Raw genomic sequence first — 26,614 nt, forward strand, 5'->3', positions numbered from 1 at the left:
TTGATTGCATCCTGCTCTTGAGTCCAAATCGAAGGGAGGATTGCCTATGACCATCACGCGGGAGAACATCATTGCGGTGCTGGGACCGGTCGATGACACGCTCATCGCCGAGATCCTGGCATCGGGTGCCACGACCGAGGAACTCATCGTGGCGTGGGGATGGATCACCAACGAGGAAGCGCTGGTGCGGGAGGGGATTCCACACGCCACCGGGCGCACTGCGGAACTCATCGATCTGTTATCGGAAGATGATGAGGACGAACCGTAATTCCGATACGTCCGATAGAAAAACCGCCACTTCGAAGCTCGAAATGGCGGCCTTCTTAATTTAGCTAAACCAGCAATAGCTTATTCGACTGCGACCGACTTGCCGCCTTCCCATTTGTAAAGGGAGAAGCTCGGCGAAGAGAGATCGCCGCTCGCGCCATAGGTCAGCTTGCCGATGACAGTGTCGACCGCCTCGCCGGATTTCAGCGCCTTGGCGACAGCCTGCGCGTCGTCAGCCGATCCGGCCTTCTCGATGCCGGCCTTCAGCACCTGCACCGCGGCATAGGCATTGAGCGTAAACGCCTCGGCCGGGATCTTCTTCGCCTCAAGTGCCTTGATCACCTCGCCCGCGGCGGGGTTCTTGGTGGCGTCCACCGCATTGGTGAAGATCGTGCCGGCAGCGGCCTCGCCGCCAATCGCCCAATATTCGGTGTTCGACAGGCCCTCGCCGCCAATGATCGTGGCCTTGACGCCCTGATCCTTAAGCTGGCGGGCAAGCAGGCCGCCCTCTGGATGATAGCCGCCGAAATAGATCACATCGGCCTTTTCCGCCTTCAGGCGGGTGACGAGCACGCTGAAATCCTTATCGCCGACATTGACCGACTCATCGAGCACTTCCTTGACGCCGCCCTTGTTCAGCGTCGTCTTGAAAGCGTCGGCCAGGCCCTTGCCATAAGGTCCCTTGTCATTGACGATGGCGATGCGCTTGTCCTTCAGGTTCTTCAGGACATATTCAGCGGCGACCTGCGCCTGCTGATCGTCGCGGCCGCAGGTGCGGAACACGTTCCAGAGATCGCGGCTGGTCAGTGTCGGTGTCGTCGCGGTCGGCGTCACCATGATGGCGCCGTTCTCTGCCAGCACGTCCGACACGGGCACGGAGGTTCCCGAAAGCACCGGGCCGACGACGTAATGTACATTGTCGCCGACGAGCTGGTTGGCAACCGAAACGGCCTGCTTGGGCTCGCCCGCGTCATCCATCAGCTTGAGAACGATCTTCTCGCCCTTGATGCCGCCCGCCTTGTTGATGGCCTCGACGGCGGCCTCGGTGCCGTTCTTCACCTGGATGCCATAGGCCGCGACCGGGCCGGTCAGCGGCGCGATCAGGCCGATGGTGATATCTGCATGGGCAAGCGGAATGAACGCGACGCTCGCAGCAAGCGCAGCCGTGGAAAACAACGAATAACGCATGAAACCCTCCAATATGCGAGCCCCCCTGGGGCTTTTGTTTTGGTATAGAAGCGGACGTTTGTGACTTAATTCACTTATGCCGCGAATGGCAATCGATAACGCATCAATCTTCCGATTTCCATGCCGCACAAGCAGCAATCTTCCTATTTTGGTGAACGCCAAGCAATCAATCTTCCGCTTCCAGCATCTCCTTCACCGCCGTCGCAAGTTGCTTGAGCGAAAAAGGCTTGGGCAGGAAGCCGAACTTGGCTTCCGCCGGCAGGTTTTTCGCAAAGGCATCCTCCGCATAGCCGGAAACGAAGATGAACTTGATGTCGGGATGATCCTTGCGCAATTCGCGCAGAAGTGTCGGGCCGTCCATCTCGGGCATCACCACGTCGGAAACGATGATATCGACTTTGCCGTCAAGGCTGGCGAGCACTTCCAGCGCCTCCACGCCGGACGACGCCTCGTGCACGGTATAGCCGCGCGATTGCAGAGCCCGCACCCCGCCCATGCGCACCGCATCCTCGTCCTCGACGAGGAGCACGGTCGCGGAGCCGGAAAGATCGCGGGGCTTGTCAGCCTTTCTTTCCTTCTCTTTCCTGTTGTTCTCGGCCAGGGCTTCCGCCGCGCTCGCAGCCGTTTCCACATGCTTCGGCAGGAAAATCTTGAAAGTGGTGCCTTTACCCAGTTCCGAATCGCAATAGATGAAGCCGCCCGTCTGCTTGATGATGCCGTAGACCATCGACAGGCCGAGTCCGGTCCCCTTGCCCACTTCCTTAGTGGTGAAGAACGGCTCGAAGATCTTTTCGATCACATCCGGCGCGATGCCCGTGCCGGTATCCTCGACTTCGACAAGAACATAATCGGCAGCGGGCAGATCGCGATAATTGAAAGTGGCCGCCTCCGCCTGGCTCACATTACGGGTGCGCATCGTGATCGTGCCGCCATCGGGCATGGCATCGCGCGCATTGACGGCGAGATTGACGGCAACCTGCTCGAACTGTCCCAGATCCGCACGCACGGGCCACAGGTCGCGGCCATGATCGATCTTCAACTCAACGTCCTTGCCCGCGAGCCGAGCGAGCAGCATCCGAAGGTCGGCGAGCACATCGGTGAGATCCAGCACCTCCGGCCGCAGCGTCTGCCGGCGCGAGAAGGCCAGAAGCTGGCGCACCAGCGATGCCGCGCGATTGGCGTTCTGCTTGATGTTCATGATATCGGGGAAGGACGGGTCGGACGCGCGGTGATTGGTCAGCAGCAGGTCCGACGACATGATGATCGCCGTCAGCACATTGTTGAAATCATGCGCGATGCCGCCGGCAAGCTGGCCCACCGCCTGCATCTTCTGGCTCTGCGCCATCTGCCCTTCCAGGGCCTTCTGCTCCGTCGTCTCGACCGCGGAAACGATCGCCGCCTCTTCCGCCGCCTCGCCGCCGACATCGGAGACGGGGCTGACATAGAAACGGATATGCCGCTGTTCATCGCCTGGAAGCACCGTATCGATCGGCGAGATTTCCGCCTGTCCGGCAAAGGCCGCCGTCAGCGCCTTGGAGAAGGCCTCGCGGTCACGCTCATGCACGACATTTTCCAGCTTTATGCCACCGTCGAGAGCATCATTGTCGACAGCGGAGGAGAAAATATCGAGGAAACGCGCATTGGTGCGCAACGTATTGCCCTTGGCATCCACAGCGGCGATGGCCATCGGCGCCGAATTGAAAAACCGCGTGAACCGGACTTCCGCTGCCCTGAGCGTCGCGGACGCGTCCTCCCCCTCGGCACGGTTGAGCACGATCGTCCGGCTCATGCCGCGCTTGCCATCACGCTGCGCCTGCACCCGGTGGTAGAAGCGCACCGCGAGACTCTGCCCGTTCAGCTTCGCCAGATCGAGGTCCAGTACGGTGTTGCGGCTGGAGCCCGGATCGGCCTTGACCGAATTGACCAGCGCCATGCCGTTGCCGGCAACAATATCGTTAAGCGTCAGCGATCCGGGGATGAATTGGGTGAGATCGACGCCCAGCCACTCGGCAAGCGTCGCGTTAAGATAGACAATCCGACCCGCGGCATCGGCGGAGAAGAACCCGGCCGGCGCATGGTCGAGATGGTCGATGGCCTCCTGCAGATCCTGGAAGAAGCGCTCCTGTTCCGCCCTCTCCGCCGAGATATCGGCAACCTGCCATGCAAAAAGCGGTCCCTTGTGATCCGGTGTCGAGGCGATAGGCCGCGCCTTGATGCGATACCATGTAGGCCCCGCCGCCCGCAGCCCATCGGCTGACGAAGCCATCGGATGGGAAAGCCGTACCTCTTCCTGCGCAGGCACGCCGTCGCGCACTGCATTCGCCAGGCGGTAGATCGCATCCGAGGCGCCGGGCTCGACGGAAAGGATCGTATCGAGTGTGCGCATATCTGTGGCTTCCGCCGTGCCTGTCAACACCGCATAAGCCTGGTTGGCATAGACGATCCTGCCCCGGCTATCCAGAATAACCGTGCCTTCGGGAATTGAATCGATAAACGCATGGGCCAGATCGTCGCCCATCGCGCGCGGCGTGAATTGGATAAGGCCGATGGCAGCGCCGAACAGATAGAAGACGCCAACCATCGCCAAAACGCCGAGAAGCCCAAGCAGGAAGGGCTCCCCCAACTCATCGCGAAAGAGGAAATAAAGAAGGGCTGCGCCCGTTAGCAAAATACCCAGAACCAGAAGCCGGATCGCGGCACCAGGGCCTCTGCGACCCGAGACGATCGGCTTTGGATAAAGATCGGTCCGTGCCGCTTGAGACATATGGCTCTCAGCCCCTTATTCTAATCTATCGCCGAAATGCTGGAATACGCGATTCTCAAATTCTTGGATCATACATTCCCGAATTCCGGAACCCATACGAAGGAAATTTGGCCAAGGAAAGCACCATAACACCACCTTCGAGTGCGAACAGGCCGCATTCTCGCCCCAATCGCCGGATTTTCTGTTGGTTACAGGGCGGTAACAAGAATACTTAATTTTTGATTGTTTCCTTTGATCCCTTTCGTCGCATATCCTGACATTATGAAATTGCAAAGCCTTCCGGCAAGGCAATGGGATGGCAGCCCATGGCTGCAATTCCAGTTTAGTCGCATGAACTTGCCGAAAAATGCGCCAAGCTGGCGCTGATCTTCGGTTCGGGATCGTGTTTTGAGAAGATAAGCTGCACGATCCCGAAGAATCTGCAACTTTTCGGGGTCATGCTTCTTGAGGAGAAAAGCGTTATGTACGAGTGGCTGAGTGGAATTGTCGGTGAGAATGCGGCACGCATTGCGGGTTTCGTCTGCCTGTTCCTGCTGGTCCTGCTGGCGATCGTCGTGGTGTTGGGCCTCATCCGCCGCTTTGCCGGCGGCACTTTCGTCGCCGGCGGGCGCGGGCGCGCGCCGCGCCTGTCCGTCATGGATGCAGCTGCGGTCGATAGCCGCCGCCGGCTCGTCCTTGTCCGGCGCGATGATGTCGAACATTTGCTTCTGATCGGCGGCCCGACCGATATCGTCGTCGAGCAGAATATTCATTCAGGCACTTCCGCGAACGCCGTGACCGCAAACGACCGTATTCCGGCTGCGAATCCTGGCCGGGAACCGCGCGCGGAGCGCACCGCCACGCCAGTTTCTCCACCCCTTGAGACGCGTGAAGCCGAACCCTCCATCGAGCCTGCGCCTGCCGCGCACGTGACGCCGCCCACGCCGGCAAACAATCCGGCTCCCGTCGCTAGGCAGCAAGCCCCTGCTTCCGTTACGCCGTTCCCGGAAAAGCCTTCGGAAAGAACATATGAACGCGCCCAGGAGCGCGCGCCTGAACGCCCGCGCCCCACCGTTGCAGCGGTGCGTCCACCGGTCCAGTCAGCTGTCAGGCCCGTTATGCAGCCAGTTCAGGCCCCGGCAGCACCCCGGCCGGCGCCCCAGTTCAGCCAGCCGCCTCGCCCCGCGCCCATTCCGCCTCAGACGCCGCGCGCTGCGGCGCCGCAGCCCGGCATCCAGTCTGTTCGCGCTCACCCGGCCTATCCGTTGAGCCAGGTGGCTCAGGGCGTGATCAGCGCCACGTCCGGCGCAACGTTGGCATCGGGCGGCGCAGCAAGCCTCAACATCGCGCCCAGCCGGGAGATGCCACAGGCCGAACCGGTTGCCGCAAAAGCGCCTCCGTCCTTTCCGGATAACGACATATCGCCGGATATCGAGATACCGAATGAACGGCCATCCGTTCGCTCCGAGGAAAGTTCCGTCACGCCATTCCCTTCCGTTTCTCACCCAAAGGAAGATATTTCCGATAGGCTCGACACGTTCAGCGACGAACTGCACGACGCCCTCTTCGATGAATTCACCATCGACGATATAGAACCCGAAGAGTACGACAAGCCAACGAGCGAGCTCAACATCTTTCCCGGCGCGCCAAAGACCTTCTCCACTGAGCCAAAGACCTTCTCCACTGAGAATGAACTGGAGGAGGAGTCAATCAGCGAACTCGAAGACGAAATGGAAAAGCTGCTTGGCGAGCTGTCGAGAAGCAGGGGAAGTTAAGTCACGCCCAGCCAAACGTGCTGAAAGGGGATAGCTGGTAGAGGGAGACATTGAAACGCTCATCGCCATAGGAGAACGCGTCATGAAAACCGCATTCATCGGCCTCGATTATATCGTCGATATAGTGGACCCAAGCGGCAAGATCGCCGCCTCCGCCGCGCAGGCGAAGGAGCGCGGCGTCATAGCCAAGGCCAACGAGGCCCTGGCTATCGCCCGTGAAAAGGGCTGGCTCAGCATCCTCGTCAAGGTTGGCTTTTCTAACAATTACAAGGACCAGCCCAAGAACTCGCCGCTCTTCGGACGCGCCAATGAACTTGGCGCGCTGGCGCTTGGGAAGCCGGGCACCGAGTTTCATCCTGACCTGAGAGCAGACCTCGCAGACCTCATCATCGTCAAGCCACGGGTCAATCCCTTCTACTGCACAGGGCTTGACGCGGCGCTTAGAGCGAACCGGATAGAGCGCCTCGTCATCGCCGGCGTAAGCAGCACTTGGGCAGTTGAAGCGGCCACGCGCGATGCGCATGATCGGGATTATGAGGTCTGCATCGCGGAGGACGCCTGCGCGGCGGCAACCGGCGAAGAGCATGAAGCGGCGATCAACCGCCTCACCCGGATCGCGAAAATCATCCATGTCGATGATATGCGAGGCATGTGATTCACTTGCAGGCTATAGCTCTTCCTGAAATCACGTGGCGCCCGCTTTTCAGGACAACGCTTGTCGTCGCGCCCTTTGTTCTTCTATCGCTCGTCTTGAACAATCCGCTCTGGATCGACGTGGCCCTGGTGGCGATCTGCATCCAGATCGCCTGGGAGCGTACCGAACTGGCTCCGCTCGGCGTTCTGCTGCATGGCCTTGCGATTGCCGTCGGGTTCCTGTTTTTATTCCTTTCGCTCCTGTTCCAGCCGCTTTTCGTGCTGGGATGCGCGCTCATGTCGGCGGCAACGATCCGCATGGCGGCGGAGGGGAGCAAATTGCGTACGCTCGGCAATTTCACATTCATTCCCGCTCTCTATCTTGCCTGCGAAATGACGGAAAGGCTGCCCCGTGATTTGTATTGGCCGACAGCGACGGCATTTCTCCCTTATATTGCGATCGCGATCATTCCCACCATGGTGCAATCCGTGGTCGATCATTGGCACACTAAAAAGGCGGATGGTCTTCGCCATTTCATGCGCCATTTCATGCGTTTGACGAAGAACGATCCATTCGGAGATCACGTCCCCTATCTGGAGGATATGGCAGCGGTCATCCTGGCGGTGGGGACGGCGGCATTCCTTGTGGAATGGGGGCATCTCGACCATGGGCAATGGGTGATCTGGTCGGCTGCGAGTGTCGTGACGGGAGATACGGCAAGCTCACGGCTGAAATTACGCGACCGCACCATAGGCGCGTTGGCCGGCGTGCCCTTGGGCATCCTTGCCGGTCTTGCCATACCACACTCCGAAACGACCTATGGCGTCGTCATTCTTGGCGTTTTCCTGACATTGACGGCCTTCCGCAGCTATGTCGTCGGTTTCGGCGTACGCTGCGGCTTGGTATCGCTCGCAATAATGCTTGCCGGCCAATCGGTAAGCGTGGCGAGCGAACGGATTGTCAATGTCATTCTCGGCGGCGTCATAGGCGCGCTATTTGTCCTCGCGGCCCACCTGGCAGCCCAGCATTTGAAGCCAGCGCGGAAGATTTAGAGAACCTCTTCCCCCTCAATCGTCGCGATACACCTTTTCCCGCCGCTCGTGCCGCTCCTGCGCTTCGATGGAGAGCGTGGCGATGGGCCGGGCATCCAGCCGCTTGAGGCTGATCGGCTCACCGGTTTCCTCGCAGAACCCGTATGTGCCGTCATCGATGCGCTGCAAGGCGGCATCGATCTTGGAGATCAGCTTGCGCTGGCGGTCCCGGGCGCGCAATTCGATTGCACGGTCGGTTTCCGATGAGGCTCTGTCAGCAATATCTGGATGGTTGGCGTTTTCTTGCTGCAAGGCTTCGAGCGTTTCGCGGGCCTCGCGAAGGATATCATTTTTCCAGGCTACCAGCTTTGCGCGGAAATAAGACTTCTGCCGCTCGTTCATGAACGGTTCGTCTTCAGTGGGCCTGTAGTCAAGGTTAATCAATTCACTCATGTCTGAATCACCCCACATCTAGGAGACGCGAGCGCCTATATAGGTCCAGACGCAACATCGCACAACAAGAAATAAGCGAGCAGCACCACTTTTTAGTGCATTGATTTTGCAGGTGATTGCAGCGCCCTCGCCTTTACCATCCACAAAAATGTGCTTTTGGCATCGCGATCCGGCGACAATGGGGCGGCGTGTGCGGTATGAAAAAGCGCAGCATCGAAGCGATCAGGGGTATGAAAATGAGTCGTCTCTATCTTCTACGCCATGCGAAAGCGGCCCGTGCCGTGCCCGGAATGAACGATTTCGACCGCCCGCTTGATGAGGAAGGCGCGCAAGCCGCCCGAAAAATGGGCTCGGCCATGGAAGCGGCGGGGTTTACTCCCGAACAGGCGATATGCTCGGCGGCGAAACGCACGCGCGAAACGCTCGACAATCTGCGCTTGACGCTCCCCGCCCCCTTCCCTGCCATGACAAGCGCCGCGCTCTATTCAGCCAATGCCGATGGCTATCTTGATGCGATCCATGAAAACGGGAACCTCTCTTCCCTGCTTTTGATCGGACATAACCCATCGATACATGAACTGGCGCTCATGCTCGCGGCGGAGGGCGACCCGGCCTCGCTGGCAAGGCTCCTCCACGGCTTCCCCACAGCGGCCCTGGCAGTCATCGATTTTCACGCCCCCCTTGAACATGCCCAGCCACGCGAGGGAATCTTGCGCGCATTCATCACGCCGGACGATATAGTCGATATTTAACTGTTTTGGTTATGATCTCAGACCGTTAGCAATTCCAAGAGGGCACATTGGGAACACTGACCACCCTGACCGACGAGGCGAAGATTGCCCTCGATACGCTTGTCGACCGCACGGGCGGCCTCGTTTCCCCGTCGCTGCGTCTCGGCGTCACCGGCCTTTCCCGCGCCGGCAAGACGGTGTTCATCACCGCACTGGTGCATAATTTGATTCATGGCGGGCGTCTGCCGCTGTTTGAAGCGCAGAAACAGGGCCGCATCTCCCGCGCCTTTCTGGAGCCGCAGCCGGACGATGCCGTTCCTCGCTTTCAATATGAGGAACATCTGAAAGCGCTCCTCGATGAGCGGGAATGGCCGGAATCCACCCGCGCCGTCTCGCAACTTCGCCTGACCATCGAATATGAATCCGCCTCCGCGTGGAACAGGGTCCTCTCTGCTGGCCGACTTTCGGTCGATATCGTTGATTATCCCGGCGAATGGCTACTCGATCTGCCGCTTCTGGCCAAAACCTATGCGGATTTTTCGCGCGATTCCTTCGATCTGGCCCGCCTGCCCGCCCATGCGGAGCCCGCGCGGCAATGGCTGGCCGAGGCAGGGATCATCGATTCCGAGGCGGAAGCGGACGAGTTGATGGCGCAGCGGCTGGCCAAGAGCTTCACCGCCTATTTGCGCGCCGGCAAGGCGGATGAGAAGGCGCTCTCCACCCTGCCGCCCGGACGCTTCCTCATGCCCGGTGACCTCGACGGCTCGCCCGCCCTCACCTTCGCGCCCCTGCCCGACCTGACGCCAGGGAAATTCCCGCAAGGCTCCCTCGCCGCCATGATGGAGCGGCGCTACGAGGCCTACAAGACCCATGTGGTCAAGCCCTTCTTCCGCGAGCATATCGCGCGGCTCGACCGCCAGATCGTGCTCATCGACGCCATGCAGGCGATGAATGCCGGCGCTCCCGCCGTTGCCGATCTCGAACGCGCGCTCACCGAGATTCTCTCCTGTTTCCGTCCGGGCCGGACCAATTTCCTCACAGGCCTCGTACAACGCCGCATAGGCCGCATTCTCGTCGCCGCCACCAAGGCGGACCATCTGCACCATGAAAGCCATGACCGGCTGGAGGCCATCGTCCGCCGGCTGGTCGACCGGGCGATCAAGCGCGCGGATTTTTCCGGCGCGCATGTGGATGTGCTGGCCATGGCCGCCGTCCGCGCCACCCGCGAGGCGACCGTCAAACAGGGCCGGGAAACCCTGCCCGTCATCATCGGCACACCGCTGAAGGGCGAGATGATCGATGGCGAAATCTTCGATGGGAAAACGGAAACCGCCATATTTCCCGGTGACTTGCCGGCAAATCCGGAATCGATTTTTGAAGAAGCCGCCCATCCCGCCCATGACATCATCCGCTTCGTCCGCTTCCGCCCGCCGAGGCTGGAGCGTACCGCCGAGGGCATCACGCTGTCGCTGCCGCACATCCGGCTCGACCGCGCGCTGCAATTCCTGATCGGAGACCGCCTCGCATGACCGGGACACCGCCCCGCAGGCCCGCCGCCTTCCGCCTCGACAGTTCCACGGTTTCCGTCGAGGGAAAGGAAGCCGCGCCCGGTCCGGAGAAGAAAAAGCCGGAAGCCCCGCGCAAGCCGACGGCCATCCGCGATATCGCCGTGGTCACCCCGGCGCCCGTCGATGTGTTCGACGCGGAAGGCATGGACACGGACGAGCTCGACGCCCTCACCCCGCCGCCTACCCTGCCGCCGCGCAAGAAATTCCCCTTCGGCGGTATCCTCGCGGGCGCGCTTGGCATTCTCCTTTCGCTCGCCATCGGCATATGGACCGACGATCTGGTCCGCGCCCTGTTCGACCGCGCCACATGGCTCGGCTGGGCGGGCTTGAGCGTCGCCGGCATCGCGCTTCTGGCGCTCCTCGTCATCATCGTCCGCGAGACGCTGGCGCTGAGACGGCTCGCCTCCGTGCAGCATCTGCGCGAGGAAGCCGCCGATGCGGCCACGCGTGACGATGCAAAAGCCGCGCGTGATGCCGTATCGAAGCTGACAACCATCGCTTCCGGCCTGCCCTCCACGGCGCGCGGGCGGGAAATGTTGAATACGCTGAGCGACGACATCATCGACGGGCGCGACCTGATTCGCCTCGCCGAGACGGAAATCCTCCGCCCGCTCGACCGCGAGGCGCGCGGGCTGATCCTCGCTGCCGCCAAGCGCGTTTCCATCGTCACGGCGGTCAGCCCGCGCGCGCTGGTCGATATCGGCTATGTCGTCTTCGAGGCCGCAAGGCTGATCCGCCGCCTGTCGGAGCTCTATGGCAGCCGTCCCGGCACGCTCGGTTTCCTGAAACTGGTGCGGCGCGTCATCGCCCATCTGGCCGTCACCGGCACCCTCGCGGTCGGGGATAGTTTCGTCCAGCAGATCATTGGCCATGGCCTCGCCTCACGACTTTCCGCCAAGCTTGGCGAAGGCGTCATCAACGGCCTGATGACCGCGCGCATAGGCATCTCCGCCATGGATATCGTCCGCCCCTTCCCCTTTATCGGCGAAAAACGGCCGGGGATCGGCGACTTTATCGGCGACTTGGCAAAGCTCGGTGGTGAGAAGAAGGACGAGGCATGATCCTGAAAAGTTGCAGATTTTGCGGACAAGACCATGCGGCTAACATTGACAATCGGCGCGTTACAAACGAAGCATTAACCAATCCAACCGATTATTGTCAGTTGAATGCCCCCCGTTCAAAATCCGAGTTCATCCTTATGAAAAATTGCGTTGTCGCTTGTCTTTTCCTGTTGCCCCTGGCAGGCGCGGCCTCCCCGGCGGCGGCCTCCGATACGGATGAGCGCTTCTTCCGTAATGTCGAGGGACAATGGACCGGCCCAGGCGAAATCGTCGCCGGAAAATACAAGGGCACCAAATTCACCTGCACGCTTGCCGGCTCTACACCTGAGAACGACATCGGCATGACGCTGGACGGCACCTGCCGCGTCGGCGTTTTCTCACAACCGATGAAGGCGACCGTCACGCGCAAGGGAAGTACCTATAGCGGCGCATTCAACGATGGCGCCGCCGGCAAAGGCTTGGATGTTACCTCCGGCACCGTCAGCCGCGACCGCGTCGTATTCGGCTTGAACCGCAAGCAGCTGAACGGCGCAATGCTCGCCCGCATCGCGGATGAAAACACCATGAACGTCACGGTTTCCGTCCGCGTGGAAAAGGAACTCGTGCCGGTCATCGGCATGAGCCTGAAGCGCGTCGATGCGGCAGCTGTGAGCAGCATCGCGAAGAACTAGGGAAGGCGTGCCTCCACCGTCGCCCCTTTGACGCAATCAATGATGTGATTGCTGTCCAGCTTTTTCTGAAATTGCTTCAGATACCCATGTGTTCAGTGAAATTCCGCTTTCGGCGCTCAATATTGCAACGCGCCGGTGCAGTTCGGGCGGAATGCGTATATTGAACGAACCCTTGAACGGCTTGTTTGGCTCTCGCCCGAATTCCGTGCAATCCGCCAGATATCCGTCAACCAGTTCACGAAAAATCTTGTGGGCTTCGCCTGCGTTGTCGAACTGAGCCACCAGAACGTCATCCACATGCAGAACGCGCACGAAGAGGTGACCATCCTCAAACTCGACGGCCCCCTGATATCCTCGATAATGCAGCGTCTTCATATCAACCCCTTCGATATCAATGCATCCCGGACCTGTTTGACAAGGTAGAGATGGATTTCATTCCTTGGATGCGGCTCGTGCAAGGTAATGATGTGGCCGGTGTCAGGATTGAGGAAGCGCCTCCTGCTGCCCCCGCTGGTGGGCTTCTCATCATATCCAAGCCCTTCCAGTATGCGGACCAACTTCTTGTACTGAAACGGCCCCGCGCATCGCTTGAACTCATCAATCAGCTTGTCTAGTTGCGTCATACCGCCTCCCCCAATTTAACGATTACGACGGATTTTTGCAACTGAAATTTGGTTGCAAATAAATCACTCCTATTCGGGACTCCACCACATTCCCTCCCCCTCTACCCTTTCCACCCCCTCATCATCGCACTGGCTCCGCCATTCCTCGACAGTCCGGCCATCAACCACTATCCCCGGCGCAATCTCCGCCAAAGGCACCAGCACGAAAGCCCGCTCGGTCATGCGCGGATGCGGCAAGGTGAGCGCCGGAGCCTGCAATTCCTCGACGCCTTCGAACGCCAGCACATCGATATCGATGGTGCGCGGTCCCCAGCGTTCTCCCCTCTGCCGCTTCATCCGCTTTTCGATATCGAGGCAAGCGTCAAGCAGCGCCACGGGCGAAAGCTTGGTTTCAACTTCCGCGCAAGCATTGTGGAACCAGTCCTGATCCGTCTTGCCCCAAGGCGGCGTACGATAGACGGATGAGACGGCTACGACACGCGTATCCTCGCGCTCATCAAGCGCGCGCAACGCCTGCCCCATCGACGCGACCGGATCGCCAACATTGCCGCCAAGACCGAGCCAGGCTTTGCACATAATCCCCTGCCCGCTCATGCGCTTGCACGCGCGTTCAGCACCGCATCCGCAATCTTGAGCGCATCCCTGTTCATGCCGACATTGTGCACCCGGAAGATATCGGCGCCCGCAAGCCGCAGGATGGCGGAGGTCGCCGCCGTGCCTGCATCCCGCTCCGCCATGTCCCGCCCCGTCAGCGCACCGATCATCCGCTTGCGCGACGTACCCACCAGAAGCGGAAAGCCGAAGCGCTGCAATTCCACGAACCGCGCTATCAGCGCAATGCCCTCGCCGGTGTCCTTGGCAAAGCCGAAGCCCGGATCAAGCACGATCTGGCTGTTTTCCACATGCGCCGCGTGCGCGATTTCAAGCGAGCGGTTGAGAAACGCGAACTGGTCGGCGATCACATCCGGCTCGCGCTCACGCTCGCGGCCCGTATGCATGATGACGAGTCCTGCCCCCACCTCCGCCGCCAGATCGGCGATATCAGGTTCGCGCTGCAAACCCCAGACATCGTTGACGATATGCGCGCCGGCGCTGATGGCGAGCCGCGCGGTTTCAGCCCGATAGGTATCCACGGAAATGATGCAATCGGTATCCTCGGCGAGCGCTTCGATCACCGGCAGGATGCGCGCCTGCTCGGTCGCCGCATCGACGGGATCGGCCCCCGGTCGCGTGGATTCGCCGCCCACATCGATGATGGCAGCCCCTTCCGCCCGCATGGTCTGCGCAGCCTCAACCGCGCTCGGAAGATCGGCATAACGTCCGCCGTCGGAGAAGGAATCCGGCGTCACGTTGAGGATGCCCATGATCACGGCCTCCTCTCCCAAAATCAGGCTGCGCCCATGCGCCAGCCTCCATTCTCTTCGCATCAGATTGCCCTGCATTTTCGGGACCACGATTCCCACGACAATTATATTTCTCTTGACGATTGTGGGGCATGGTGAACCTATCCGCCACCGAAATTGTTATATGCGGTAAAGCTGCAAAGGAACCGGATTGGAAATGATTTCCCTGCGCAAGGTTCTGGCCGCGACCGCCATCCTCATTTTCGCGGCCGCCACGGCGGATGCCGCTACCGTTCATCGCACCTATAGCTATTATAGCATCACCGGCAAAACGGCGGCCGACCTCGACAAGGGCCTTGCGCGCGGCGGCCCGCTCTTGAAAAGCACCGGCAATCATCATCCGGGCGCGGCGCAGATCCGCTTCGATGCCAAGGCGCGCTATCGCTCCGATGGCCGGGCCTGCCGCGTCACCGGCGTCTATGTGAATGTCTATGCCAAGGTCATGCTGCCGCGCTGGAAACAGCGCCGCAAGGCGGAGCCGCAACTGGCGCTCGTCTGGGACACGCTGTCCCAGGATATCAAGCGTCATGAGGAAAGCCACATCATCATCGCCCGCACCCATGCAAGCGAGATCGAACGAGCCGTCAGGGCGCTGCCTTCACGGCCCGATTGCGCGCTCCTGCGCGCCGATATCAACAAGGTGACAGAGCAACTGATGAAGGCCCACGACATCGCGCAAAAGAAGTTCGATTATGTCGAGACGCTCAATTTCGAAAAACGCTTCGAGCGGTTGTTGACGTACAGGCTGGAGCGGATGATCAGTGAGCAGCGAACGGTGAGCAGTAAGCAGTAAGGTAGGAAATGGGGCTCACTGCTCACTGCTCACCGTTCTCTGCTCACTAACCTCACTGCACCCCGAGCTTCTTCTGCAAGCTGGTCGAGGATGTCGTATACTGAAACACCACCCGCTCGCCCGGACTGACGATGCGCTTTGCCGCCTGGGTCATCAGCGCCGCCTCGTGGAAGCCCGAGAGGATCAGCTTCAGCTTGCCCGGATACCAGTTGATGTCGCCGATGGCGAAAATACCGGGTTCGGAGGTCTCGAACTTCTCCGTATCGACGGCGATGAGGTTTTCATGCAGGTTCAGGCCCCACTCCGCGACCGGCCCGAGCTTCATCGTCAGGCCGAAGAACGGCAGCATCCGCGTGGCGGGAAGCTCCTTCTCGCCGTCAGGGCCTTTAAGCGTCACGGCTGACAATTCGCCGTTCTCGCCCTTCAAGCCGGTTACCTGACCGAGCTCGAAGCTGATGCCGCCGCTGTCCACCAGCTCGAACATCTTCTTGACGCTGTCAGGCGCGGCGCGGAATTCGGCGCGCCGGTGCACGAGCGTCAGGCTCTTGGCGACATGCTGAAGATTGAGCGCCCAATCGAGCGCGGAATCGCCGCCGCCGACGATCATCACGTCCTGGTCGCGGAAAGCCTCCATGCGGCGCACCGAATAGAAGACGCTCGTTCCCTCATAGGCCTCGATGCCTGGCACCGGCGGACGCTTCGGCTGGAAGGAGCCGCCGCCGGCGGCGATCACCACCACCTTGGCCTCGAAGATTTCGCCCTCGTCCGTCTCGACATGGAACCCGCCATCCGCCTGGCGCTCCAGCCGCGTGACCATGCGGTTGAAATGGAATTGCGGCGAGAACGGCTTGATCTGTTCCATTAGCCGATCGACCAGCGCCTGCCCCGAAATCTCGGGCCATGCAGGAATATCGTAGATTGGCTTTTCGGGATAAAGCTCCGCGCATTGGCCGCCCGGACGGTCGAGAATGTCGATCAGATGGCATTTGAGATCATAGAGCCCAAGCTCGAAAACGGCGAAAAGCCCAACCGGGCCGGCGCCTATGATCACTACGTCCGTGCGGATGATGTCGCTCATTTCGTTATCCTAGCTCTGCCGCTCTGGAACATGCACGACGAGGCCATCCAGATCGTCCTTCACCTTGATCTGGCAGGAAAGCCGCGAATTCGGGCGCACGTCATAGGCGAAGTCCAGCATGTCCTCCTCCATCGGCGAAGGCTCGCCGACCTTGTCCGCCCATGCCTCGTCCACATAGACATGGCAGGTCGCGCAGGCGCAGGCGCCGCCGCATTCCGCATCGATGCCGGGTATGGCGTTGCGAATGGCGTTTTCCATCACGGTGGAGCCGTTTTCCGCCTCCACATCCGTGCGCGTCGCGCCGTCGAACGAAACAAAGGTGATTTTGGTCATGCTGGTCCCAAGCGGTATCTTGGCCACGCAGATACTGCTTTGCCGGCCAGAGTGCAACCGCCTCTCTGACTTGGGACGGAAAGGCGGCTACAGGCTACCGGCTGATGGCGGCGATGAACTGCTGCACATCCGTCAGCGCGTCGCACAGAGTGCTTGCCGCGTTGTCATTGGCCGGATCGGCCTCGACCCTTTCGGCAAGCTCCGCCACGCGGAAAGCGCCGATGGAACGCGCCGAACCTTTCAGCGAATGCGCGAGAAGTCCCCTTTCCTTCCCCATCCCCTGGCCGATCCGGCTGGCGATGCTGCCGGCCTGCCTGGAAAACAGCGACAATACTTCCGCCTCGAGCGCCCGGTCGCCAAGAGTCTGGCGGGCGAGATGGACCAGGTCGATTGGGCGTCCCCGGGACGGGCGCGCGGCTTCACCACCAGGTTTGGTGAATGCAATTGCGTGGTTCTGCAAATGAGAAACTTGAGCCTGGCTTTGATGGGCAACCGCCATTTTATTCTCCTTGAGTATTTTATCGGGCAGCGCATGAATGCGACTGGAACAAACTTGAGAACGGTTTATTTCGCCACCAATGAACCGCTCATGAACGCATCGTTCATGCTGCAAATCCGTTGTGGACGAAGCCGCGTGGTGCATTCCTGTTTCGCTGGAAAAGTGGCATATTCGCGGCTCGCGCTTGGCCCGCCGATCAAGATTTCCACAACTTGGTTAAGACGGCGTAATCGCGGAAAAACATGGAGTTTGCAGGGCCTGTGGCCGTAAGCGTTAACCTTGTATTTAAACTTTTAAGCAGTTGCGAATTCAACTGTTTCATTCCGGAATATGTGCCGGTACGATCAAGGCGGGCGTTAATGAGTTCGATGTGGCATCCACGCCGATGCACATCAGCGGTGAGTACGAGGTAAGTAACGGCGATGGCACCCAAAACCACGGTGGAGAAAATCGACCTCGAAGTTGAGCAAGCGCTGGAAAAGGCTCTCGATTTCGATTTCGACGAGAACCTGGGAATTGATATGAACCTCGGCTCGTTCGATGATAGTTTTCTGCGGAGCGAGCTGGAGGAGCAGATTTCACGCGCCGCAGCGGAACTTGCGCGTGACAAGAAGGGTACGCTTGCAGTTTCGGCAGGCGCCGAGGTGGCATCCCCCCCTCCGCCCCCAAAGCCTCCCCGTATACCGGCAAAGACATCTTCCACCACAACGGTCAAGGAAGCCGCGGCTGCTTCCGCCTCGCCGTCGGAGCCGATAGACGCGCCACCCGCGTTCCTCACTCAAGCCCACTCGTCTCAGAGTGCTCAGGCAGCATCGTCTGCGCAGCCCAAGGCGGCAGCGCTGACCCCGGCCAATGACGATCTGCGCCGCGACGGCGTATTGCAACCACGCGGCCTCGCGCAACGGCCATCGAGCCGGATCTACTGGACGACGACCGCCATAAGCGCGCTCTGGGCTGCCGGAGGCCTGGCCGTCAGCCATTCTCTCAACCCTGCCGCGCTCGCTTCCACCAGCGCTTTAAGCAATTTCTTCACAACGCCTACCGGCCTCGCGGTGGCGACCGGCATCGCCGTTCCGGTACTGATGTTCTGGGGCTTTGCCCACATGCTGCGCCGCGCGCAGGAAATGCAGTTCGCGGCGCGCACGATGACCGAGGCGGCAATGCGTCTCGCCGAGCCGGAATCGGCATCCAGCGATCGCGTCGCCACGCTTGGACAGGCGGTTCGCCGCGAAGTAGCGGCTATGAGCGAGGGAATCGAGCGTACGCTTGCCCGCGCCGTCGAGCTTGAAACGCTGGTCCAGACCGAAGTCAACGAACTCGAGCGGGCCTATACGGATAATGAAATCCGCATCCGTACGCTGGTCGGCGAACTCGGCAATGAGCGCGAGGCCGTACTCACCCATGCCGAGCGGGTTCGCTCTTCCATATCAGGCGCTCATGAACAGCTGAAAGATGAACTGACCGCCGCCGCCAGCGCCATTCGTGACAACGTACTTGGCACATCGTCGCAATTGACGGAACAGCTGGCGCTTTCCGGCGAAAATCTTGTTCATCGTCTCGCCGAGAGCGGCAATACGATCACCTCCGCGATCGACACCCGCGCCATCGATGTTTCGACGCGTATCGCGACCTCCGGAAAGGAGCTCGCCGAGCTCCTGGATACGCGCATCACCGCCCTTGGCGACAAGACGCAGGATGTGGTGACGACGCTTGAAAGTTCGCTCGACAGACGCACCAGCAGCATCGCCTCGCTTCTCGGAGATACCACGCAGAACATGGTCAGCGAGTTCGACTCGCGTCTTTCCAATCTTGACAACACGCTTGCTGAACGTGGACGCTCCCTGCTGAACGAATTCGAGACCCGCGCGCAATCACTCGATGCCAGCACTGAGAAGCTCAATGCGGCGCTGGAGGCACGCGCGCGCCAGATCAACGAAAACCTCATCGCCCGCACCCGTGAAATTGCCGAGACCTTCTCCGAAGGCCGCTCCACGATCAGCGAGGTGATGGACGAAACCAAGACGCGGATATCGAGCGACCTCTCGGGTATCGCCGACTCGGTCGGGAGCCTGCTCAACGAGAAGGCAGCGAACTTCGCAGACCAATTGGCCGAAGGCCGGGATGCGCTGGCGGCGTCGCTTTCCGGCGAGACGGATCGTGTTTCGGCGGTCATTCGCGATCACGCCGACACCCTCGCCGCTCATACGGCCAATATCCAGAACGCGGTTGCCGCCAGCGCGGCGGCCCTTGGCGGGGTCACCGAGAACCATGCCTCGCTGCTTGAGGAACGCACCGCCGCTGTTCGCGCCGCGATCGAGGATAACAGCGAGCTTCTGGACAGGACTTTCCAGATTCATAGCGCCGCGCTGGACGAGCGCGTCATCGGCATCCGCACGGCACTGGCCCAAAACAATGCGATCCTTCAGAACGCCTTTGATGAGCACGCCCGGTCGATCGATCATGGCACCCATGGGGTTCAGAATATCCTCGGCGAGAGCCAGGACGCGCTCATCCGCGCGCTTGACGAACGCACCCGCGGCATCCGGGAAATCCTGGATGGCAGCCAGGATGCGATCGTCCGCACGATCGATGAAAAGGCCAATGACGTTCACAGCATCCTGTCCGCCGGCCAGGATGGCCTTGCGCGCGCACTTGATGAACGCACTGCCGAAATCCACGCCACGCTTGGCCAAAGCCGTGAAATGCTGGATGCGACCCTCAATGACCATGCCCGCGCCATGGACGACCGCACGGAGTTCTTCGGGTCCATCCTCGCGCAAAACCACGCCAATATTGCCGAAACACTTGGCGGTCACGAACGTCTGATCGAGGATCGTACCGCTGAGATCCGCGTGGTCCTGGCGGATACGGCTATAACTCTGGGCGAAACGCTCCTGAACCAGAATAGCATTCTTGAGCAGCGTACGGCCATGCTGCAGGAGACCATCGGCCAGAGCAGCGCATCCATCGAACAAGCCTTCGACCAGCAGACCGGCATAATCGACGAACGCACCTCGACCATGCAGAAGGCGCTGACGATGGGCGTCGATAATGTGCGCAAATCGCTTGAGCAGAGCGCATCGGTGGTTGCCGGCGCGCTGCGTGAAAAAATCAACGAAGCTGCCAGCACGCTGTCGGCCGAAGCGGCCAAGGCCGGTGAGGCGCTGGACGGGTATGGCAATTTCTTCAGCGCCCATCTCATCGAGAACCTCTCCTCAACGGAAGCCCGCCTGAACGAGCGCGCCGACGCCATCGCATCGAACCTTGGCGAAATCGGCTCGCGCGTTGCGACCGAACTGGGTTCCATCGAGGCACGGATCGCCAATGTGACGGAAAACACCTCCGCGACACTGGAGGAGCGCACCCGCGAACTCAACGCCGTGCTCGCTGCGCGCTCGCAGGAGATCACCCGCATTCTCAACGATACGGCGGAACCGCTCGTCGAGCGCCTTGCCGACAGCGGCCGAGGCTTGGCAACCCAGCTGGAAGAAGCCACCCACGCGGCGACCGACCGGCTGCGCGCGGAAAATGCGGCGCTCGTCAGCGCCCTCGCCAGCCGCACCGCGGAAACCATTTCCGCCATCCAGGAGGCCAAAAGCGGCCTGTCGCAAAATGTCGATGACCTCATCGACCGCCTGGCAGGCTCCAACGCCAAGCTTGGCAATCTCATCGAGATGGCCACGCGTAATCTTGGCAATATCGATACGCGCCTGCTCAACACCACGACGGTCTTTGCTGAAAACACAAACCGCGCGGCCCAGACCTTCGCCTCCTCCTCGAGGCTTATCGATGACAACATCCATACGCTGAGCGGTCTTTCCAATGAAACGCTCAAACAGATCGCCGACATCGCCGAGCGCTTCGAGGAGCACAGCAGGGTTCTGGGTTCCGCCAATTCGATGATCGGCGCCGCCCAGGACAATCTGGCCGTCACCCTGGAAGAACGCGGCCAGGCGTTGCAGAATCTCGCCGCCGGCCTGACCGAGCGGTCCGAAGGCATCGAACACTTCATGCGTTCCTTCGAAAAGCTGGTTTCGACCGCTTTCGAGCGCGCCGAAGGCCGCACACGGATGTCGGCGGAGCAGATGCGCGCCGCCATCTCCGACGTGGTCGAGCAGGCGTCGCAGAAATTTGCCGGCGCCACCGAGGATATCCGCCGCACCGCAGCGGAAATCCGCGCCGAACTCGACGAGACGCGTGGCGAACTCAAGCGCGGCGTACTCGATATGCCCGCCGAGGCCAAGGAATCCACCAAGGCCATGCGCAAGGCGGTTTCCGAACAGATCAGCGCGCTGAGGGAATTGGCGGAAATCGTCAATAAATCCGGCCGTCTGGTCGATGTCGGCGAAAGCCGGGCGGACCGGCCCGTTTCCCGCCCGGCGCCACGCCCCGCACCGGCTGCTCCTGCTCCGGCGGCTCCGGCGCCCCGTCAACCGGAACGCAGCTTCGCATTCGAGGAGTCGATGGGTGTCGGCAATAGCCGGGATCGGACAACGGCGGCGATAGCCGCCGCTGCGGCACCGCGCAGCAGCGGCAGCGGCGGCTGGGTTTCCGATCTTCTGGCCCGCGCCTCGCGTGAGGAAGAGCCAGAGCCTGTCCGCGCTCCGCCATCCAGCGCATCGCGCTCCCCGGCCCACGTGGTCGAGTCACTCAACTCACTATCGGTCGATATCGCCCGCGCCATCGATCACGACGCATCGGTCGAGCTTTGGGACCGCTACCGCCGCGGCGAACGCAACGTCTTCACCCGCCGCCTTTACACGATGAAGGGACAGCAGACCTTCGACGAGATCAAGCGCAAGTACCAGTCGGATAGCGAGTTCCGCCGCGCGGTGGACCGCTACATGGACGATTTCCAGCGCCTGATCGAGGACGTAGCCCGCAACGACCGCGACAACATGGTCACCCAGACCTACCTGACCTCGGATACCGGCAAGGTCTACACCATGCTCGCCCACGCCAGCGGGCGGCTGCGGTAACGAAGCTATGACGGGATGAATTGAAAAACGCGGCTCTCGGGCCGCGTTTTTTATTCTATTCGCCTCATGATAAAATAGAACGGCTGGTTTCCCGTAAATATCAAAAAAAGCGTTATCAGAAAAACATCGAGGCTTCGTGAGGTATGCCGGACCGGATACAGTAGGCCTGTTCCGATACTCCGAGAGCGCGCGCACGAGCCGCGGGGCTATTATAGTTCGGATTATCCCGAACTATATTCAGCAATCCGTCCGGCATCAGAACACTCACCGCAAACTTATTGGCTTGCGTTTCTTGAGCTGGACCTATGTTGCGGTTTTTGTAAATGCCGTTCACGCTGCTGCGATAAGCTCTGTTTTCATCAATGCCGTCACCAATTAAATGCCGGTGAAGCATGTAATGCCCCAATTCATGGGCTATCGTGAAACGTTGCCGCGTTTCTGGATGATTGGCATTTACAATGATACGAAATTCATTTGGCCCGGTTTTCTCGATCATGCCGGAGGTATCATTGTCCAAATTCGCATAGTGAACCGGAACGCCAAGAGCATGTGAAAGTGTTTCCACATCTACAGGTGCCGAACGCTTAGATCTGTTAATGAGAGCAAGCTGCTCGGACATGCGCATGCCTATCTCCCTTCATCCTGATTCTCAGCAATTTGATCAGCAATACCATCACTTACGGCTGATTGGCCCAAGGCCGAGTATGCGGCGATTATAGCCGGGATTTCAGCCTCAGATAGTCGTTCGCTGCCTTTTCCGCGATAGCTTGAGCGGTATTTCTCGCCTCTTCTACCGCTATCGCTCGCGCCGCCGACTTGACCCTTATGTAGGCAATGACTCCCGAAAGGGCCAGAAGAATGCCGAGTGCCGTCAAAAGTGCGGAAACAAGCGAAAGCAGAAACGAGCCGTTCTCTACGAGAGAGGCTGCTATCCATTGGCCGCCTTGTCCCACCTTATCCATCCCTCAGCGTTTTCCCCACTTAAGCGCATTTCGGGAACCATATCCTGTTTCAGTGGCGCGGCAAGCCTCCTCAAATCACCGAAAGCGTCCAACTTACAATCTCACCCGTGACCTGATCGAAAGCCGCGTTGAGCGCCTGCACGTAAGCCGCGTTGCCGCTTCCACGCACCGGCACGGAGGCGGTGAAGACGCGGGTTGCGCGGACCTCGCCATTCTTGTCGTTCATGATCTTCGCGCCGATTTCCACCGTCGCCGTGGGGTTGGAGGTGAATGCATCGACGCCGAAGGTGCGGATATCGGTAATGACCTGATAGTCGATAGCGAGTCCATCGCCCGGCCGCCCCACCCCCCCCAACAGGCCGGTATTGTCGAACGCCTGCACCAGGCGCGATTGCACGATGCTCGGCAGCCGATCGCCCCATTGCGCGCCCTTGAGATATTCGATCTCGTCCGGCGAGGTGTTGACGACGATGTTCTGCCCGTCCAGCGCCTTGAGCGCGGCGGGGGCCTGGATCAGGATCTGCAGGTTCTTCCGGCTCTTCGCCGCTACCGCGGGTCTGGAAGCGGTCAGATCGAAGGTGTCGAGCGGCACCGTACCGCAAGAGGCGACGGTCACGGCCAGCAGCATGAGACCGGCGATACGCCCGGATTGTCGAAGCATGGTCAAATACAAGCCCTTCTCGCGCCGAATCTCTTCATGTCACGGGATTGCAACAGGATCAATCTCATGGGATCACATCAGTATCAATGTCGTGTGCGCCCGTCATATTGCGGGACGTTGCCCTGTCCACCGAAAATGAGGCGCTGCGGATCGCGCTCCAGATCGGTGATGGCCTGCTCTATGCGCTGGATCGAGCGCCGGCTGTCGGTGACGAGCGCCTGCACGTCACGCAAGCCCTGCCCCGAAAAACGCTGCAGATTATCGGCAATGGGCCCGATACGGGAATTGAGCGTATTGGACGTCTGCTGGATGGATTGAAGCGTCGCCTTGGTTTGCGACACGACGCTGTCCTTGTTGTTTTCGGAAAGCAGCCCGTCCACCTTCTGCATGACGCTGTCGGCGCGCGCCGAAGCCGCATTGAGCCGGCCCATCATCTCCCGCGCCTCCTTGACGATCTGCTGCACGTCGCCGGCATTTCCGGCAAGCTCGTCGAGCATCTTGGAGTTCTTGGCCAGCGCATCGGTGAATATTTCGGTATTTTTCACCGTCTCCGTCAGCGGCCCGCGCACGTCCTTGACGAACCCTTGCAGCCCGTCGAGCACATTATTGGCCTTGGCCGCCACGTCCTGCGCCGTCGAAAGCAGATTGGTGTAGGCGGAGGGATCAGCATTGATGCGCGCCACCGTGTCCGTCTTCGCCGCCTCCTCCAGAAGGTTCGGCTCGTTGAGGCTCCCGCCGTTCAATTCGAGATAGGCCTGCCCCGTCAGGGTCAGCATCGCGAGTTGGGCCTTGGTCGAGCGGGTGATCGGCGTGGTGCGGTTCACCTCGGTCTGCGCGATCACCATGTTGGGGTTGGTCGGGTCAAGCTGAAGCCTGCGCACATCGCCCACTTTGATGCCGTTGAACAGCACCTGGCTGCCCACGGAAAGGCCGGTGACGGAGCCCGGAATGCGTATCTCCAGTGGCGCCGTATCACGGTTCTCACCATAGCGGGCCACCCAATAGACGAATGCGAACGCCGCCAGACACACCAGCAGCGTGAATATCCCCACCAGAACGTAATTGGCTTTAGTTTCCATCTTTTATCCAGTGGCTTCCATATCTCTTCCGCCCTCCGCCCGGCGCCTCTTCTTGGCCGCCGGGTCGATCTGGCGGGCGCGTTTGCCGCGAAAATACGCTTTCACCCACGGCTCATCAACCTTGAGCATATCCTCGATGGAGCCATCGACCAGCACCCGCTTCTTGCCCAGTACCGCGATGCGGTCGCAGACGGAGAAGAGACTATCGAGATCATGCGTCACCATGAAGACCGTCAAACCCATTGTATTGCGCAGATTCGCGATCAGATCGTCGAATTCCGCGGCGCCGATGGGATCGAGACCCGAAGTCGGCTCATCCAGGAACACGATATCCGGATCGAGCGCCAGCGCCCGGGCAAGCGCCGCGCGTTTGATCATGCCGCCCGACAGTTCGGACGGAAGCTTCTCCGCCGCGTTCTGCGGCAGCCCGACAAGATCGATCTTCAGCCGCGCCAGCTCATCCATCAGCCGTGGCGACAGATCGAGATATTCACGCATCGGCACCTGGATATTTTCGAGCACGTTTAGCGCAGAGAACAATGCGCCGTGCTGAAACAGCACGCCCATGCGCATGTCGATCTCCATCTTCTCGATATCCGTGACCTTGTCGATATCGTAGCCGAAGATGCGTATCTCGCCGGATGTTTTCTGGTTGAGACCGAGGATCGTGCGCATCAGCACCGATTTGCCCGCGCCTGATGGCCCGATGAAGCCCAATATTTCGCCCGGATAAACATCGAGGGAAAGCTTGTCGAGAACGGTCTGGCTGCCGAACGAGACGGTGACATCGCGCACGGAAATGACCGGCGCCGCGGCATAATCCGCCTGTTCCCGTTCGGTTTCGATTGCGTGGGCCATCCGGTGCTGCCTCAAAAATTGATTGCCGCGTAGAACATCGCGAACAAGCCGTCCACCACGATGACCACGAAGATGGATTTGACGACGGAGGCGGTGACGCGGCGACCGAGCGATTCGGCGCTTCCCTTCACCTTCATGCCCTCCACAGAAGCCATGATGCCGATGATCATCGCCATGAAGGGCGCCTTGATCAGCCCCGCGAGATAGGTCGAGACCGCAATGGCATCGCGCAGGCGCTCCAGAAAGGCCGCCGGCGGAATGTGTGAATAGGTCGCCACCACGAAACATGCGCCGGCAAGCGCCGCCAGATCGGCAAGGATTGTCAGGAGCGGCAGGGCGATGACCAGCGCCACCAGCCGCGGAAAAACGAGAACACCGACGGGATTAAGCCCGATGACGGTGAGCGCATCCGTCTCCTCGCGCATTTTCATCGACCCGATTTCGGCCGTGATCGCGCTGCCCGAGCGCCCCGCCACCATGATCGCCGTCAGCAGCACGCCGATTTCGCGCAAGACAAGGATACCGACCAGATCGATGACGAATATCTCCGCCCCGAAATAGCGCAACTGGAAGGCGCCCTGCTGGGCGATGATGCCGCCTATGATCGCCGACATCAGCATGACCACCGGAACCGCCCCTACCCCCATGCGGTCGAGCTGGGTGACGATAGGCGCGAAGCTGATGCCGCTCCCGCGCCCAAGCTTCATCTGCGATCCGCGAATGGTCGCGCCCAGAATATGCATCGCCATCACGAAATCATCCCAGGCCGCATAGCTGAGCTTGCCGAGCGCTTCGAGAAGACGGATGACGAAAAACGGCTTCTTCGGCGGCTTCTCCGGCTTGTCGCGGTCCACCGCCTCGCCGACAGCCGCAAGCAGCGGCCGCCAAGCCTCGCGCCTGCCCTTGAGCTTGACATCCACATCGCGCGCCCTAAGAGCGTGGCCGAGGCGCTCGATCAGCCACGCGCCCGCCGTATCGAGGCCGCCGACGTGAGTAAGATCGATCGTCGCGCTCGAAAAGCCCTGCTCGCTTTGCAATTTGCGCATTTCATTATCGACCAGATGGACGCTGTGCGACGTCCAGCGCCCGGCAAGCGCAATCGTCGCGCCGGCGGAATCGCGCGTCACGTCGATCTTGGGGCTCGTGTCGGGAGCGGCGCTTCCATCGTCCGCAGCATGGGTCAACATGTTCTTATGCTTATAGAGTTTTTCGATTCTGATCGAG

At 60.4% G+C, this 26,614-nt stretch carries 27 protein-coding genes; 11 read left to right on the plus strand and 16 right to left on the minus strand.

Going from position 1 to position 26,614, the window contains the following annotated elements; translation table 11 throughout:
• Nucleotides 1-46 precede the first annotated feature (46 nt).
• Entirely contained in the window at nt 47-268 is a 222-nt protein-coding gene (locus tag C7477_RS01680) for a hypothetical protein (protein ID WP_110748229.1), read from the plus strand.
• Between the two features lie 80 nt (nt 269-348).
• On the opposite strand, the gene C7477_RS01685 is transcribed toward C7477_RS01680, so the two are convergent.
• Both C7477_RS01685 and cckA read right to left on the minus strand, forming a co-directional pair.
• Nucleotides 349-1,455 (minus strand): branched-chain amino acid ABC transporter substrate-binding protein, encoded by a 1,107-nt coding sequence (locus C7477_RS01685; protein ID WP_110748232.1) that lies wholly within the window; start codon nt 1,453-1,455, stop codon nt 349-351.
• A gap of 166 nt (nt 1,456-1,621) precedes the next feature.
• A complete protein-coding gene (gene cckA, locus C7477_RS01690; protein WP_110748234.1) occupies nt 1,622-4,219 on the minus strand; it encodes a cell cycle histidine kinase CckA in 2,598 nt (865 codons plus the stop codon).
• Nucleotides 4,220-4,680: 461 nt separating this feature from the next.
• On the opposite strand from cckA, the gene C7477_RS01695 reads away from it, so the two are divergent.
• The 3 genes from C7477_RS01695 (at nt 4,681) to C7477_RS01705 (ending at nt 7,659) form a co-directional block, all read left to right on the plus strand.
• Nucleotides 4,681-5,973 (plus strand): flagellar biosynthetic protein FliO, encoded by a 1,293-nt coding sequence (locus C7477_RS01695; protein ID WP_110748237.1) that lies wholly within the window; start codon nt 4,681-4,683, stop codon nt 5,971-5,973.
• A gap of 82 nt (nt 5,974-6,055) precedes the next feature.
• On the plus strand, nt 6,056-6,628 hold the full coding sequence (locus C7477_RS01700; RefSeq protein ID WP_110748240.1) for a cysteine hydrolase family protein: 573 nt from the start codon (nt 6,056-6,058) through the stop codon (nt 6,626-6,628).
• Between the two features lie 5 nt (nt 6,629-6,633).
• Nucleotides 6,634-7,659 (plus strand): FUSC family protein, encoded by a 1,026-nt coding sequence (locus C7477_RS01705; protein WP_146226046.1) that lies wholly within the window; start codon nt 6,634-6,636, stop codon nt 7,657-7,659.
• A gap of 15 nt (nt 7,660-7,674) precedes the next feature.
• Here the strand turns inward: C7477_RS01705 and dksA are convergent, their stop codons facing one another.
• Complete coding sequence (gene dksA, locus C7477_RS01710; protein WP_110748245.1) at nt 7,675-8,091, minus strand: RNA polymerase-binding protein DksA; 417 nt, start codon at nt 8,089-8,091, stop codon at nt 7,675-7,677.
• Between the two features lie 236 nt (nt 8,092-8,327).
• On the opposite strand from dksA, the gene C7477_RS01715 reads away from it, so the two are divergent.
• From C7477_RS01715 to C7477_RS01730, 4 genes are all read left to right on the plus strand, one after another.
• Complete coding sequence (locus tag C7477_RS01715; RefSeq protein WP_181418312.1) at nt 8,328-8,843, plus strand: SixA phosphatase family protein; 516 nt, start codon at nt 8,328-8,330, stop codon at nt 8,841-8,843.
• 47 nt (nt 8,844-8,890) lie between these two features.
• Complete coding sequence (locus C7477_RS01720) at nt 8,891-10,351, plus strand: YcjX family GTP-binding protein (protein ID WP_110748251.1); 1,461 nt, start codon at nt 8,891-8,893, stop codon at nt 10,349-10,351.
• Nucleotides 10,348-11,451 (plus strand): YcjF family protein, encoded by a 1,104-nt coding sequence (locus tag C7477_RS01725; RefSeq protein ID WP_110748254.1) that lies wholly within the window; start codon nt 10,348-10,350, stop codon nt 11,449-11,451. The genes C7477_RS01720 and C7477_RS01725 overlap by 4 nt, the downstream gene beginning before the upstream one ends.
• 137 nt (nt 11,452-11,588) lie before the next feature.
• A complete protein-coding gene (locus C7477_RS01730) occupies nt 11,589-12,122 on the plus strand; it encodes a hypothetical protein (protein ID WP_110748257.1) in 534 nt (177 codons plus the stop codon).
• 36 nt (nt 12,123-12,158) lie between these two features.
• On the opposite strand, the gene C7477_RS01735 is transcribed toward C7477_RS01730, so the two are convergent.
• The 4 genes from C7477_RS01735 to folP form a co-directional block, all read right to left on the minus strand.
• On the minus strand, nt 12,159-12,497 hold the full coding sequence (locus C7477_RS01735; protein WP_110748260.1) for a type II toxin-antitoxin system HicB family antitoxin: 339 nt from the start codon (nt 12,495-12,497) through the stop codon (nt 12,159-12,161).
• Nucleotides 12,494-12,745, minus strand: coding sequence for a type II toxin-antitoxin system HicA family toxin (locus C7477_RS01740; RefSeq protein WP_110748263.1), 252 nt, complete (start codon nt 12,743-12,745; stop codon nt 12,494-12,496). The genes C7477_RS01735 and C7477_RS01740 overlap by 4 nt, the downstream gene beginning before the upstream one ends.
• Nucleotides 12,746-12,814: 69 nt before the next feature.
• On the minus strand, nt 12,815-13,321 hold the full coding sequence (gene folK, locus C7477_RS01745) for a 2-amino-4-hydroxy-6-hydroxymethyldihydropteridine diphosphokinase (protein ID WP_245411687.1): 507 nt from the start codon (nt 13,319-13,321) through the stop codon (nt 12,815-12,817).
• 14 nt (nt 13,322-13,335) lie between these two features.
• Nucleotides 13,336-14,172 (minus strand): dihydropteroate synthase, encoded by an 837-nt coding sequence (gene folP, locus C7477_RS01750; RefSeq protein WP_110748793.1) that lies wholly within the window; start codon nt 14,170-14,172, stop codon nt 13,336-13,338.
• A 133-nt stretch (nt 14,173-14,305) separates the two neighbouring features.
• On the opposite strand from folP, the gene C7477_RS01755 reads away from it, so the two are divergent.
• A complete protein-coding gene (locus C7477_RS01755) occupies nt 14,306-14,941 on the plus strand; it encodes a DUF922 domain-containing Zn-dependent protease (RefSeq protein WP_110748269.1) in 636 nt (211 codons plus the stop codon).
• Between the two features lie 52 nt (nt 14,942-14,993).
• Here C7477_RS01755 and C7477_RS01760 read toward each other — a convergent pair whose 3' ends face one another.
• The 3 genes from C7477_RS01760 to C7477_RS01770 form a co-directional block, all read right to left on the minus strand.
• A complete protein-coding gene (locus tag C7477_RS01760; protein WP_110748272.1) occupies nt 14,994-16,019 on the minus strand; it encodes an NAD(P)/FAD-dependent oxidoreductase in 1,026 nt (341 codons plus the stop codon).
• A gap of 9 nt (nt 16,020-16,028) precedes the next feature.
• Nucleotides 16,029-16,352, minus strand: coding sequence for a 2Fe-2S iron-sulfur cluster-binding protein (locus C7477_RS01765; protein WP_110748275.1), 324 nt, complete (start codon nt 16,350-16,352; stop codon nt 16,029-16,031).
• A gap of 94 nt (nt 16,353-16,446) precedes the next feature.
• The gene (locus C7477_RS01770) at nt 16,447-16,851 is read right to left on the minus strand and encodes an Hpt domain-containing protein (protein ID WP_110748278.1); all 405 of its coding nucleotides are present in this window, start codon (nt 16,849-16,851) and stop codon (nt 16,447-16,449) included.
• Between C7477_RS01770 and C7477_RS18675 the strand changes: the two genes are divergently transcribed.
• Nucleotides 16,837-17,121 carry a hypothetical protein gene (locus C7477_RS18675; RefSeq protein WP_146226047.1) on the plus strand — a complete coding sequence of 95 codons (285 nt, stop codon included), beginning with the start codon at nt 16,837-16,839 and terminating at the stop codon, nt 17,119-17,121. The genes C7477_RS01770 and C7477_RS18675 overlap by 15 nt on opposite strands.
• Nucleotides 17,122-17,273: 152 nt before the next feature.
• Nucleotides 17,274-21,830: an apolipoprotein A-IV repeat region-like domain-containing protein gene (locus C7477_RS01775; RefSeq protein WP_110748281.1), complete on the plus strand. Its 4,557-nt coding sequence runs from the start codon at nt 17,274-17,276 to the stop codon at nt 21,828-21,830.
• A gap of 115 nt (nt 21,831-21,945) precedes the next feature.
• Here C7477_RS01775 and C7477_RS01780 read toward each other — a convergent pair whose 3' ends face one another.
• The 6 genes from C7477_RS01780 to C7477_RS01805 all read right to left on the minus strand — a co-directional run bounded on the left by C7477_RS01780 (nt 21,946) and on the right by C7477_RS01805 (nt 26,577).
• Nucleotides 21,946-22,455, minus strand: a complete 510-nt coding sequence (locus C7477_RS01780) for an ImmA/IrrE family metallo-endopeptidase (protein ID WP_110748284.1) — start codon at nt 22,453-22,455, stop codon at nt 21,946-21,948.
• An 88-nt stretch (nt 22,456-22,543) separates the two neighbouring features.
• Nucleotides 22,544-22,792 carry a hypothetical protein gene (locus C7477_RS01785; protein ID WP_110748287.1) on the minus strand — a complete coding sequence of 83 codons (249 nt, stop codon included), beginning with the start codon at nt 22,790-22,792 and terminating at the stop codon, nt 22,544-22,546.
• 70 nt (nt 22,793-22,862) lie between these two features.
• Complete coding sequence (locus tag C7477_RS01790) at nt 22,863-23,453, minus strand: ABC-type transport auxiliary lipoprotein family protein (RefSeq protein WP_110748290.1); 591 nt, start codon at nt 23,451-23,453, stop codon at nt 22,863-22,865.
• Between the two features lie 83 nt (nt 23,454-23,536).
• On the minus strand, nt 23,537-24,532 hold the full coding sequence (locus C7477_RS01795; protein ID WP_110748293.1) for an MlaD family protein: 996 nt from the start codon (nt 24,530-24,532) through the stop codon (nt 23,537-23,539).
• 3 nt (nt 24,533-24,535) lie between these two features.
• Complete coding sequence (locus tag C7477_RS01800; protein ID WP_110748295.1) at nt 24,536-25,390, minus strand: ABC transporter ATP-binding protein; 855 nt, start codon at nt 25,388-25,390, stop codon at nt 24,536-24,538.
• Between the two features lie 11 nt (nt 25,391-25,401).
• Nucleotides 25,402-26,577, minus strand: a complete 1,176-nt coding sequence (locus C7477_RS01805; RefSeq protein WP_110748795.1) for an ABC transporter permease — start codon at nt 26,575-26,577, stop codon at nt 25,402-25,404.
• Between the last annotated feature and the right edge of the window lie 37 nt (nt 26,578-26,614).

Origin of the sequence: Paramesorhizobium leguminum (genome assembly GCF_003217235.1) — a bacterium.
Classification (GTDB): domain Bacteria; phylum Pseudomonadota; class Alphaproteobacteria; order Rhizobiales; family Rhizobiaceae; genus Paramesorhizobium; species Paramesorhizobium leguminum.